Consider the following 12,578-nt stretch of genomic DNA (forward strand, 5'->3'; position numbering starts at 1 on the left):
TGGCCGGAACCATTCCAGCAATTGCCACCCAAATACGCTACAATTCCTCACTATTCAGAATGTGCCTTGAGTGTTCCCATGCAAGAATTTTCCCGTCGTCGCCAGCAACTGATCACCAGCATGCAAGCGGGTATCGCGGTGATTCCAACCGCACCCGAAGTGACGCGCAATCGTGACAGTCACTACCCTTACCGTTTTGACAGTTATTTTTATTACCTGACTGGTTTTAAAGAGCCTGAAGCGGTGTTGGTGCTGATTGCCGGGCCATCGCCAAGAACGATTCTGTTTTGCCGTGATAAAGACATCGATCGCGAAATCTGGGACGGTTTCCGCTATGGCCCAGACGCAGCTAAAATCGAGTTTGGTTTTGATGAGGCGTATTCCATCACGCAATTAGATGAGCAGTTGCCTAAATTGATGGCAAATCAGCCAGAGTTGTTTTTCAGTCTGGGCAGTGATGCGGGCTGGGATGCTAAAGTGAGTAGCTGGCTAAATGCCATCAAGGCGCAAGCCCGCACGGGCGTACAAGCGCCATCCAAGCTGGTTGACGTGCGTCAAACGCTGGATGTCATGCGTCTGCTTAAATCGCCTTACGAAATCGACCTGATGCGCCGTTCGGCCAATATTGCCGCCAGTGCACACAACCGCGCCATGCAGGCAGTGATCCCTGGCAAGTGGGAGTATGAAATTGAAGCGGAATTTTTACATGCGTTTTATAGCCAGGGCGCACAGGCGCCAGCCTATAACAGCATTGTGGCAGGTGGGGCCAATGCCTGTACCTTGCATTACAACGCTAATAACGCCCAGCTAAACGTGGGCGATTTGCTGCTGATTGATGCCGGTTGTGAGCTGGATGGCTATGCTTCTGACATTACGCGTACTTTTCCTGTGAGTGGCCGTTTCAGTGGTCCGCAAAAAGATTTGTATGAACTGGTGCTGGTATCACAAGCGGCGGCTATTGCCAGCGTGAGCCCGCAGCATCACTGGAATGCGCCGCATGAGGCGGCGCTGGATGTACTGGTGGATGGCTTTATCCATTATGGTTTGTGCCAGGGCAGCCGTGATGCCGTGCTGGAAACTGGCAGTTACCGCCAGTTTTACATGCATCGTACCGGCCACTGGTTGGGGCTGGATGTGCATGATGCCGGTGAATATAAAACAGCCAATGGTGACTGGGTCATGCTACAGCCCGGCAATATGCTGACGGTAGAGCCCGGCTGCTATGTGCGTCCGGCAGACAATGTGCCTGAACATTTCTGGAATATCGGTATCCGTATTGAAGATGATGTGCTGGTGACCGACAAGGGGCATGACGTGATTACCTCAGCGGCAGTAAAGACGGTTGCCGACATTGAGGCGATGATGCGTCAGCGCGCCGTAGCCGTTTAAAAAGTCATTGTTTAAGCTATTTGAGTATATATTGAGATTGAGTCAAAGGCAGTCAGTGTGATGCAAACCATAGACCATCCGGTAGTGATAGGCGGCGGCCCGGTCGGGCTGGTGCTGGCGCTATCGTTGCAACAAGCCGGTGTGCCGGTGACGGTGCTGGAGGCGCAGTCGCCAGGCGCCATGTATGGCGATGGCCGCGCATTAGCATTGTCTTATGGCACGCGCCAGGTATTGGCGCAACTAGGCGTGTGGCCTTTACTGGAAACCGCTGTTACCGCGATTGAAACCATCCATGTTTCGCAACAGAAAGGTTTTGGCCGCACCGTGCTTAAGGCGCAAGAGCATGATTTGCCTGCTTTGGGTTATGTGGTTTCTTATGGCGCCTTGATGCAGGCGCTGGATGCGCGACTTGAGCAATCACCTGCCGGCATCATCATGCAATACCAGGTGCCGGTAACCGGCCTGAATGTACATGCCCATGCGACGGAGATTGAGTATCAGCCTGTTGATGGTGGCATACAGGTATTAGCGACGCCCTTGGCAGTGATTGCCGATGGTGGCCGCAGCCTGGAGGCCATTCCTGGCCTGGTGCGCGAAACCAAGCATTACGGGCATGATGCGTTGGTTGGTCTGGTGCAGACCGAGCAGCCGCACCACAATATTGCCTACGAGCGGTTTACGCCACGCGGGCCAATGGCATTATTACCGAACGGGCAACAATTTTCGCTGGTGTGGACGGGCGAGCAGGCCTATCTGGATGAGATCGCCGCGCTGGATGACGCTGCTTTTCTACAAGCCTTGCATGAGGCATTTGGTGACCGCGTTGGAAGATTTTTGCATGCGGGTAAACGATTCAGGTTCCCACTCAAATTGAGTAAACTGGGTCAGACGTTCGCCGCGCATTGCGTGGTCATCGGTAACGCGGCACAAACCATGCACCCGGTAGCGGGGCAGGGGTTTAATGTCGGCATCCGCGATGCCGTGGCACTGGCCAAAAATGTGGCAGCGACGCAAGCCAATGAATGGGGCGCCGCACACCGCCTGGCTGAATATCACCAGTCTCGCCAGCGTGATACCGGCCGTGGCTTGCAGTTCACTGATTTTCTGGTCAATGTATTTTCCAATGACCTGGTCGGGGTCGGTCTGTTAAGGGGGGCTGGACTGGGCGCACTCAGCCTGTTGCCGATGGCGCGGCGTTTCCTGGTCAACAAGATGAGTTATGGCAGCTGAACATTCGTTGATTAAAACCGATGTTGTGATTGTGGGTGCAGGCCTGGTTGGCCTGACCGCCGCGATTGCCCTGTCGCGTCTGGGTAAACAGGTGGTGTTGACTGATGCCAAGCCGGCACAATCACTGCCTGAGGACTGGATCACTGATGTAGCACATTGGGATGCCCGTATCTATGCACTCACCAATCAAACTGTAGACTGGTTGCGCGATCTGGGTGTGTGGTCACGTCTGCCCGCCAGTCGAATTAACCCGATTGCAGCCATGCACTTATGGTCGCCCACCCATAGCCATGCCACGCCTAGCTTGCGCCTGAATGCTGACGAAGCGCACTTGTCTGAGATGGGGCACATCGTTGAAAGCCGGGCCTTGATGCATGCTTGCTGGCAGGCATTAGCGGAGTCTGAGGTGACTGTGATCACCGACGCCCCGGCGCAGTCATTGCAACATTGCGGTCATATCGTGCGCTTATCCTTACCGCAGCATGAGATTGAGGCGTCATTGTTATTAGGTGCTGATGGTGCACGTTCATGGGTGCGGTCGCAATGTGACGTGGGTGTGCAGCAAGTGGATTTTGTACAAACGGCGTTGGTGACCAACTTTAAATCCGAGCTGCCACATGGCAATATTGCCAGACAGTGGTTCGGCGAACACGAGACCTTGGCTTTGTTGCCCATGCCGCAACAACAGGTATCACTGGTATGGGCATTGCCACATGCGCTTGCCACGCAAAAACAAGGATTGTCCGCAGAAGCATTCTCAGCCGAGGTGGCTGAGCGCAGTGGAAAAGTGCTCGGGCAGTTAACGCCTAGCGGTCCTGTGCTCGCTTTCCCGCTGATGCAGAACACCGCCGATACCATGGCGCTGCCGCAGGTCATGCTGTTAGGCGATGCCGCGCATCAGGTGCATCCGATGGCTGGGCAGGGCGTCAACCTGGGTTTTCAGGATGTTCAAGCACTTTGTGCGCAGGTTGTCCAATTGCCAGCGATCCGGCCATTAGGCGACGCACGTTTTTTACGGCATGTCATGCGTACACGGCAGCCGGATACTTTGAAGATGCATGCACTGACACGCGGCCTGGATGGCTTGTTTGCGCGTCCGCAAGCCGTGTGGACACACGCCGCCCTGCTAGGCTTACGTGGGGTGGAAAACAGTGCTATGCTTAAACGTTTTTTAATTCGCGCAGCGACTCAGGGCTGATATGGCAGTGAGCCATTGCGCATGTTTGAGAAAGAGTATGTCATGAAAAAATCTATCGGCCAGTGTGTGATGGGCGGCTTGATTGCCTTGGCCACGCTATGGTCTTTTAACGGCGTTGCAGACGAAGCCAGCCTGAAGAAACTGGTAGAGGGTGCTTATCCAAAATTCAAGGTCGACAGTGTGACCAAAACGCCATACCCAGGTCTGTATGAAGTATTTATGGGTGGGCAAATTATTTATACCGATGACAAATTCAGTTTCCTGATTGCCGAAGGTCGCCTGGTTGATCCAAAAACCAAAAAAGACATCACCGGTGAGCGCATGGATGAATTGACTAAAATCGACTTCAACAGCTTACCGCTGGATCAGGCGATTAAAGTGGTTAAAGGCAATGGTAGCCGCAAACTGGTGGTGTTTTCAGATGTGGATTGCCCGTTCTGTAAACGTCTGGAGCAGAAAGAGCTCAGCAATATTAACGACGTGACCATTTACACTTTCTTGTACCCGATTGAGCAATTGCACCCGGATGCGGCTAATAAATCACGCAGTATCTGGTGTGCCAGCAATCGGGTGAAAGCATGGCAGGACTGGATTTTCAATAACAAATTGCCAACTTCTACGGCTAAATGTGACGTGCCGCTGGAAAAAGTCGGCGAATTGGCGCATAAAGTGGGGGTTAACAGCACGCCGACCCTGTTCTTTGAAAATGGCAAGCGCATGTTAGGTGCGCAGCCAGCTGATGAAATTGAGAAGTCGTTACAGGCAGCAAAAAAATAGTGTGGATGCGTGAATAAAAAAGGGGCTATTGAATAGCCCCTTTTTTGTATGCGACGGTTTTAACCGCCGCCACTGACCACCTTGCCCATTTTAAAGATAGGCATATACATGGCGACGACCAGGCCACCGATCAATACCCCCAATACCACCATGATCACAGGCTCCATCAGGCTGGAAATGGCTGCCACGGCGTCATCCACTTCACCTTCGTAAAAGTCAGCGACTTTGGTCAGCATGCCGTCTAAAGAGCCGGATTCTTCACCAATGGCGGTCATCTGAATGACCATATTAGGGAATACATTGGCATTCTGCATCGATACAGTGAGGCTGGTTCCGGTACTGACTTCGCTTTGGATCTTCTTGGTGGCATCAAAATACACTTTGTTGCCAGAAGCACCGGCGACGGAGTCCAGCGCCTCTACCAATGGCACACCCGCCGCAAACATGGTCGATAGTGTACGGGCAAAGCGCGCAATAGTGGCTTTACGGATCAACTCACCGAAAATGGGCAACCGCAGCATGAGACGGTCCATGGTCGCTTGCAGTTTCTCGGAGCGCTTCCAGGTGTAGAAGAAGAACCATAAGCCGCCGCCAATCGAGCCAAAGACTGCCCACCACCATTTGACAAAGAAATCGGATAAGTTGATCACTACGACCGTTGGCCCCGGTAAGTCTGCCCCAAAGCTGCTGAATAGGTCTTTAAATGCAGGCACTACGAAAATCATAATCACGGCGGTGATCACAAACGCTACGACGATAATCGACGCTGGATACACCAATGCAGATTTGATTTTGCTTTTAATGGCGAGAATTTTTTCTTTATAGGTCGCCAATCGCTCAAGTAAAGAGTCCAGAATACCTGCCTGCTCACCGGCGCCCACCAGGTTACAGAACAGTTGATCAAAATGCAGCGGGTATTTGCGGAAAGCCGCGCTCAAACTGCTGCCGGTTTCAACATCGGACTTAATATCGCCTAGCAGTTTTGACACAGCCGGATTATGGTGCCCTTTGCCGACAATATCAAAAGCTTGCAATAAAGGCACGCCAGCTTTCATCATGGTGGCGAGCTGGCGGGTGAACAAGGTGACATCTTTGTCTGTGACCTTGCCTTTGATGGCCAGGGCGCTTTGCTTTTTGACCTTGATGATCGTAATGCCCTGGCGACGCAACGTGGCATTGACCACGGCTTCGCCATTGGCGCGCATTTCGCCTTTAACCAGCTTGCCTTTGCGGTCTTTGCCTTCCCATTGATATACGGATTGTTTGATATTGCCAGTCGCCATAGTGTTTTCTTAAAATTGGTTGATTGACTCACCTGAGTTATTCATTGGTGACCGCTTCCACTTCTTCAATCGAGGTTAGGCCCTGTTTTACTTTAAGTAAGCCTGATTCGCGTAAATCTTTCACACCGTCCTTTTTCGCTTGCGCGGCAATATCCAGCGCATTGCCGTTGGACATAATGATCTGCGCCATGGCTTCAGTGATAGGCATTACCTGGTAAATGCCGACACGGCCTTTGTAGCCATTATTGCAGTGTTCACAGCCGCCTTCTTTCGCGCCATATAATTGCCAGTCACCTTCCAGCATGGCTGCGGTAAAGCCGACTTTGAGCAGTGCCTCTTGTGGCACGTTTAAGGGCACTTTGCAGTGCTTGCATAAACGCCTGGCCAGGCGTTGTGCTGTAATTAACGTCACGGCAGAAGCAATATTGAAGGGGGCGACGCCCATATTCAATAATCGAGATAAAGTAGTTGGCGCATCATTGGTATGCAGCGTAGACAATACCATATGGCCGGTAGAAGCTGCCTTGATTGCCATGTCCGCAGTTTCCAGGTCACGAATTTCACCAATCATGATGATGTCTGGGTCCTGGCGTAAAAAGGATTTTAGTGCCGCAGCAAAGGTCAGGCCTTGTTTATCATTCACGTTGACCTGGTTAATGCCCGCTAAAGGAATTTCTGCCGGATCTTCAGCGGTAGAAATGTTGACGCCAGGGTCATTGAGCAGGTTTAAACAAGTATACAGTGAGACGGTTTTACCCGAGCCGGTCGGCCCGGTGACCAGTACCAGGCCATAGGGGCGGTGAATCGCCTTGAGTAGCGAAGCTTGCTGTTCTGCTTCATAGCCCAGGGCTTCAATGCCTAGTGTCGCACTGGTTGGGTCCAGGATCCGCATCACAATCTTTTCACCGTGAATCAATGGCAAGGTGCTGACGCGGAAATCAATGGCACGGGTTTTGGTGATAATTAACTTCATGCGCCCATCTTGCGGGACTCTCTTTTCGGAAATATCCAGATTGGAGATGACCTTGATGCGCGAGGCCAGTTTTTCCTTGATTGCCAATGGCGGCTGCGACATATCCCTTAACACACCGTCCACCCTGAAGCGGATACGGTAAAACTTTTCATAAGGCTCAAAGTGCAAGTCGGACGCCCCCATGTTAATGGCATCCAGCAATATTTTTTGCAAGAACTTGACCACAGGCGCATCGTCGACTTCTTGTATGACTTCTGCTTCCTGCTCTTCGCCAGCCTCCTCCATCCCCAGGTCAAAATCGTCACTGCCGGCATTGAGGTTAGACATGCTGGTATCTTTGGAGTCGACAATTTTATCGATCCATTTGCCCAGCTTGTCATCTTCCACCACGATCGGGAACAGCGTAGCGCCCATCTGAAACTGGATAGTGTCCAGCGAGTGCAGATTGGTCGGGTCGGAGATCGCAATATAGGCAACATTGCTTTTTTGTTGCAGCAGTAATACCCGATGCGACTGCATGAGTTTTATGTCTATGGTTTTGTCTGGCAGGGAGTCTTGATCCAGCGCGTCCAGGTCTAGAAAGGGAAAGCCAAAAGCATTCGAGGCTGTTTGCGCAATATCTTTAGCCGAAATCTTTTTTTGCGCCAACGTTGCCGCCAGAAAACTGACTTTTTGTGCAGAGGACTTTTCTTGCAATGCGGCGGCATCATCTTCGTTCATCAGCGAAGATTGCACCAGCATGCGCGCCATGCCTCCCAGTTTTCTTGAACTTTCCAGTGTTGCCATAGATGTCTTTAAACGTGTCTTCTAAACAGTGAAATAGGGCTGTTAATGTACTGATACCACTATACTTTTTACTTTAGTATACGTGGAGGATCACAGATTCAAATCGTAGAAAAGACGGGCTCTCATGCAGCATTTATACAAATTTTAATTGTATTTTTTAGCTTTCGTTAAAAGATACAAAATTAGTCTTGACATTTAAATTATGCTAACTTATAAATCCTTAAGGCGTTTGGGTTCAGGTTTTTTGTAGCCGTCTTTAAGTAAAGCAAAGCTTGTTAATTGCGACTGGAGTACTTGAGACAAACTTTTGGGGCGCCTCCCTGTTAAGTAAAAAAGTAAGGAAGTAAAATGGCAACAGGTACCGTAAAGTGGTTTAACGACTCTAAGGGCTTTGGATTCATTACTCCCGATGACGGCGGTGACGATTTGTTCGCGCACTTCTCCGCAATCGTTGAATCTGGTTATAAAAGCTTGAAAGAAGGTCAACGTGTATCCTTTGATGTGACTGAAGGTCCCAAAGGGAAACAGGCCTCAAACATACAAAAAGCATAATTTTGTTTTAGGGGTAAAAAATACAAAACGGCTCGCAATTGCGAGCCGTTTTTTTATATTCAAATCGATGCCAGTGGCCAGGACTTATGCCATCTGTTTGATGATTTCGTCACCAAATTCAGCGCTACCGACCTGGGTTGCACCTTCCATCTGGCTACTGAAGTCGCCAGTTACGCGCTTGCTGGCAATCGCTTTGGCCACGCCATTCAATACCAGGTCTGCCGCTTCTACCCAGCCCATATGGCGTAACATCATTTCGGCTGACAAAATCAGTGAGCTTGGATTGGCCAGGTTTTTACCGGCGATTTTAGGCGCCGTACCATGCGTGGCTTCAAACATGGCGATGGTGTCGCTCAGGTTTGCACCAGGCGCGATACCAATGCCGCCGACTTGTGCTGCCAGCGCATCGCTCATGTAGTCACCATTGAGGTTCAAGGCTGCCACGACATCGTAATCTTCCGGATGCAACAGGATTTCCTGCAGGAATGCATCGGCGATACAGTCTTTAATGATGATGCCATTCGGCAGTTTGCACCATGGACCACCGTCAATCAGTTCTGCACCAAACTCTTCTTTGGCCAGTTGATAACCCCAGTCGCGGAAGCCACCCTCGGTGAACTTCATGATGTTGCCTTTGTGGGTAATCGTGACTGATTTACGGTTGTTATCAATCGCGTATTGAATCGCCTTGCGGATCAGGCGTTTGCTGCCGTCGATAGATACTGGTTTGATGCCGATGGAAGAGGCTTCAGGGAAGCGGATTTTCTTGCGCACACCCATATCACTCAAGAAGTTGATGACTTTTTTCACTTCTTCTGTGCCTGCTGCCCACTCGATGCCGGCGTAAATGTCTTCAGTGTTTTCGCGGAAAATCACCATGTCGGTTTTTTCCGGGTGTTTGACCGGGCTAGGAACGCCTGTGAAGTATTGAATCGGGCGCAGGCAGACGTATAAGTCCAGCTCCTGACGCAGCGTCACGTTCAATGAGCGAATGCCGCCACCAACAGGCGTGGTCAATGGGCCTTTGATCGAAATGACGTACTCTTTTAATGCTGCCATGGTTTCGTCAGATAACCAGGTGTCTTTGTCGTATATGGTCGTGGATTTTTCACCGGCATAGACTTCCATCCAGGAGATCTTGCGCTTACCGTCGTAGGCTTTTTCAACCGCGCTATCTACCACTTTGATCATGGGTGGTGTGATGTCGATACCAATGCCATCGCCTTCGATAAACGGGATAATAGGTTGGTCGGGAACATTTAGGGTATTATCGGCATTGACAATGATTTTGCTGCCAGTGGCTGGCACCTTGAATTTAGACATAGCGCTTTCCATGTTATTACTGTTTAACAAACCTTTTAACGTCGTGTGTCAGTTCACTGCGCATGAAAAACACGCGACGCTCAAAGACTATATTCCGATTCCCAACGTATATGCAGCCGGGCGGTTAGATACTGACTCCGAAGGATTGCTTATTTTAACCGATGATGGTGGATTGCAACATCGTTTAAGTCATCCAAAACACAAACAGATCAAAACCTATTGGGCGCAAGTAGAAGGTGCTCCTACACAAGCAGATTTGATGCCATTGCAACAGGGTGTTGATCTGGGTGATTTTGTCACGCAGCCTGCGCAGGTGAAAATCATCGCTGAACCTGACCATTTATGGCAGCGCGAGCCGCCGATTCGCGAGCGGAAAAACATTCCCACCACCTGGCTGGAGCTTAAAATCAGTGAAGGCAAGAACCGCCAGGTGCGACGAATGACCGCGCACGTAGGGTTTCCGACCTTGCGCTTGATTCGTTATGCGATAGGACCGTACACGTTGGACGGAATCTTGCTTGGGCAATATCAGGAAGTTAGTTTAGTAAGGTAAATCATGAAACCGGTGGTGATATTCAGGCACGCTTGCTGCGAGGGTGCTGGTTATTTGGGCACTTTTTTGGCGCAACATGCTATTCCGTGGTGCGAAGTACGGATTGATAAAGGCGAGGCGGTGCCTGCCTCTGTCGATGATTACAGTGGCATTGTACTCATGGGTGGCCCCATGAGCGTGAACGATGATTTGCCGTGGATTCCGCCATTGTTGCAACTCATTCAACAGGCCGTGCAAGCCGATGTACCCTTGCTCGGCCATTGCCTGGGTGGCCAGCTCATCAGCAAGGCACTGGGTGGTGTGGTCAGCAAAAACCCGGTCAAGGAGATCGGCTGGGGAGATGTGCAAGTGGCAGATCATGCCGTAGCACGCGATTGGTTTGGTGACTTGCAAGGCTTTAACAGTTTTCACTGGCATGGTGAAACCTTTACGGTGCCTGAGGGTGCGACGCATGTATTGTCTAGTGCTTATTGCGCTAACCAGGCTTATGTGATGGGTAAGCATATCGGTTTGCAATGCCATATCGAAATGACACCGAGCATGGTTAAAATATGGACCGAGCAATGGAAAAGTGACATTGCCAGCTCAGCAGCTAGCCCCGCGGTACAGTCTGCCGATACCATGCTGGCCGGGGTGGAAGCTGATTGCGAAGTATTGCATCGCGTGGCGGATAAGGTGTACAGCCGCTGGATCCAGGGTCTAGCAGCCTGATGCGCTAGTTGTTTGACGGGATTCGATTAAGGCTCAGCTTGTCCTGGTTGGGCTTTTTTTAATTTGTGCAGGGCGTAACGCCGCTGCTTAAAACGGTTGTATTGCCATAAATACTGCTCGGGACATTGTGCCACCTGGCGCTCAATCGCCTGGTTGAGCAGGGCAGGTGTGCCAATATCCTCTACCTGTGTCAGGTGGATATTAAATCCTTTTCCGTCGGGCAGTCGCTCACCAAACGCCATTATAATGATAGCGTCTGCCTTGCTGGCCAGTTTGCTGGCTAATCCCATGGTGTAGGCCGGTTTGCCAAAAAAATCTGCCCATTCACCTTCGCCCTGCCTTGGGATCTGATCCGGCAAAATGCCGATGGCCTGGCCAGATTTCAATGCCTGTAGCAGCTTTTTCACGCCGCTGGCATTGGCCGGGGCCATCTCCACTTTGCCTTTTTGCCTGCCTTTTACAACCAACTCACTCAACCATTGCAATTTTGGAGGCCGGTAAAGCACGGTGATGGGCGCACGCTCGCCATAATAAATGGACGTGATTTCAAAACAGCCCAGGTGCGGGGTGAGGAAAATCAGGCCTTTGTCTTGTGCTTGCGCCTCCGTGATATGTTGCCAGCCATACACTTGCTGTATCAATGGCAACAGCTTGGCCGTAGGATTGCCCCAGATAAAAAATGTCTCCAGAATCGCCTTGCCTGCTTCGATGCGACTGGTTTTGACCAATTGTTTTGCATGCGCTTCGCTAGCAGCCAAATCGCTTTGCTTAATATTTTCCAGCGCAATACGATTGCTTTTGTGGTCAGAAAGATAAGATACCCAGCCGAAGAATGCCCCCAGTCTATGTACCCAGGACAGTGGCAGGCGGGCGATGGTTTTGCAGAAAAACAGCAACATGAGGCTAATTTATAAACGCATTCTGTTAAAATTTGAGATTAGCTCTTATGTTAACAAAATGTGGTTTAAAAACCCGCATTGGCGTCAATTATTTCAGCACAATTAATTTTGGAACATTCCCTGAATCATTATCAAGATCCTGTCTATGAAGCGGCCCTGCAGCGTCATGGGCTGGATACGTTTGACGCCTGGTGGACACGTGATATCGCCTGGTTTGAGGCGCCTAATCAGCGGCGTGGTGGCTGGAGTGGTGTCGGCAAGCTGGTATTGCCACGGGAAAACCAGCCTGCACTGACCTTGTTTGTGAAAAAGCAGCAGAATCATGGTCGCCGCACCTTATGCCATCCGTTTGCTGGTGAGCCGACTTTCCGCCGTGAATACCATCGCTTGCAGTCGCTGGCAAAGGCGGGCATTCCTGCGCCCAAAGTGCTGATGTATGCCGAATCGCCGCAGGCTGGCAATCAGCGCGCCATTCTGGTCACAGAGAACCTGCATGGTTTTGTCGATCTGGAGCAATTATTACCAAGCATGCTGAATCAACCCCAGCATGCGCGTAGACAGCTGTTGCGTGCAGTTGCCAGGCAAATTCGCCGCTTTCACGATCTGGGCTGGGTGCATCGCGCTTTGTATCCCAAGCATATTTTTGTGCGGCCGGATGATGCCGCACCTGACGTGGCGCTGATTGACCTGGAAAAAGCCAGGCAAAACCTAGGCGCCTGGCGTCGTGCGCGTTTCGACCTGGCGGCATTACACCGGCATGCCGCAGAGCTGAGTGATCGCGATCGCCTCTATTTTTTAAAGCATTATTTGTATGGCGAGACATATACGCGGCCGTTAGGCTGGTGTGATCGCCAGTTACTCAAATGGATAACCAAGCGTAGCAAGCGTTAACGGATAAGTATGT

General features: G+C 50.9%; 12 protein-coding genes. 8 read left to right on the plus strand and 4 right to left on the minus strand.

Annotation, left to right across the window (positions count from 1 at the left end):
* Nucleotides 1–78 precede the first annotated feature (78 nt).
* From GQ52_RS09805 to GQ52_RS09820, 4 genes are all read left to right on the plus strand, one after another.
* Nucleotides 79–1,389 carry an aminopeptidase P N-terminal domain-containing protein gene (locus GQ52_RS09805; protein WP_047517256.1) on the plus strand — a complete coding sequence of 437 codons (1,311 nt, stop codon included), beginning with the start codon at nt 79–81 and terminating at the stop codon, nt 1,387–1,389.
* 60 nt (nt 1,390–1,449) lie between these two features.
* Entirely contained in the window at nt 1,450–2,619 is a 1,170-nt protein-coding gene (locus GQ52_RS09810; protein WP_047517259.1) for an FAD-dependent monooxygenase, read from the plus strand.
* Nucleotides 2,609–3,817: an FAD-dependent monooxygenase gene (locus GQ52_RS09815; RefSeq protein WP_047517262.1), complete on the plus strand. Its 1,209-nt coding sequence runs from the start codon at nt 2,609–2,611 to the stop codon at nt 3,815–3,817. The genes GQ52_RS09810 and GQ52_RS09815 overlap by 11 nt, the downstream gene beginning before the upstream one ends.
* Before the next feature lie 69 nt (nt 3,818–3,886).
* The gene (locus GQ52_RS09820) at nt 3,887–4,594 is read left to right on the plus strand and encodes a DsbC family protein (RefSeq protein ID WP_369798341.1); all 708 of its coding nucleotides are present in this window, start codon (nt 3,887–3,889) and stop codon (nt 4,592–4,594) included.
* A 59-nt stretch (nt 4,595–4,653) separates the two neighbouring features.
* Here the strand turns inward: GQ52_RS09820 and GQ52_RS09825 are convergent, their stop codons facing one another.
* Both GQ52_RS09825 and pilB read right to left on the minus strand, forming a co-directional pair.
* Complete coding sequence (locus GQ52_RS09825; protein ID WP_047517268.1) at nt 4,654–5,877, minus strand: type II secretion system F family protein; 1,224 nt, start codon at nt 5,875–5,877, stop codon at nt 4,654–4,656.
* Between the two features lie 37 nt (nt 5,878–5,914).
* The gene (pilB, locus tag GQ52_RS09830; protein WP_047517271.1) at nt 5,915–7,636 is read right to left on the minus strand and encodes a type IV-A pilus assembly ATPase PilB; all 1,722 of its coding nucleotides are present in this window, start codon (nt 7,634–7,636) and stop codon (nt 5,915–5,917) included.
* Nucleotides 7,637–7,984: 348 nt separating this feature from the next.
* Between pilB and GQ52_RS09835 the strand changes: the two genes are divergently transcribed.
* Entirely contained in the window at nt 7,985–8,188 is a 204-nt protein-coding gene (locus GQ52_RS09835; RefSeq protein WP_013441419.1) for a cold-shock protein, read from the plus strand.
* Nucleotides 8,189–8,272: 84 nt separating this feature from the next.
* Here the strand turns inward: GQ52_RS09835 and icd are convergent, their stop codons facing one another.
* Complete coding sequence (icd, locus tag GQ52_RS09840) at nt 8,273–9,511, minus strand: NADP-dependent isocitrate dehydrogenase (RefSeq protein ID WP_369798328.1); 1,239 nt, start codon at nt 9,509–9,511, stop codon at nt 8,273–8,275.
* A 10-nt stretch (nt 9,512–9,521) separates the two neighbouring features.
* On the opposite strand from icd, the gene GQ52_RS09845 reads away from it, so the two are divergent.
* The gene (locus GQ52_RS09845; RefSeq protein WP_047517279.1) at nt 9,522–10,064 is read left to right on the plus strand and encodes an rRNA large subunit pseudouridine synthase E; all 543 of its coding nucleotides are present in this window, start codon (nt 9,522–9,524) and stop codon (nt 10,062–10,064) included.
* 3 nt (nt 10,065–10,067) lie between these two features.
* Nucleotides 10,068–10,775, plus strand: a complete 708-nt coding sequence (locus tag GQ52_RS09850; protein ID WP_047517282.1) for a type 1 glutamine amidotransferase — start codon at nt 10,068–10,070, stop codon at nt 10,773–10,775.
* Nucleotides 10,776–10,801: 26 nt separating this feature from the next.
* On the opposite strand, the gene GQ52_RS09855 is transcribed toward GQ52_RS09850, so the two are convergent.
* Entirely contained in the window at nt 10,802–11,674 is an 873-nt protein-coding gene (locus tag GQ52_RS09855; RefSeq protein WP_047517284.1) for a lysophospholipid acyltransferase family protein, read from the minus strand.
* Nucleotides 11,675–11,782: 108 nt separating this feature from the next.
* Here GQ52_RS09855 and GQ52_RS09860 point away from each other — a divergent pair, with 108 nt between their 5' ends.
* Nucleotides 11,783–12,565, plus strand: coding sequence for a lipopolysaccharide kinase InaA family protein (locus GQ52_RS09860; protein ID WP_047517286.1), 783 nt, complete (start codon nt 11,783–11,785; stop codon nt 12,563–12,565).
* Nucleotides 12,566–12,578: the final 13 nt, after the last annotated feature.

The organism is Methylophilus sp. Q8, assembly GCF_000800115.1.
Lineage (GTDB): Bacteria > Pseudomonadota > Gammaproteobacteria > Burkholderiales > Methylophilaceae > Methylophilus.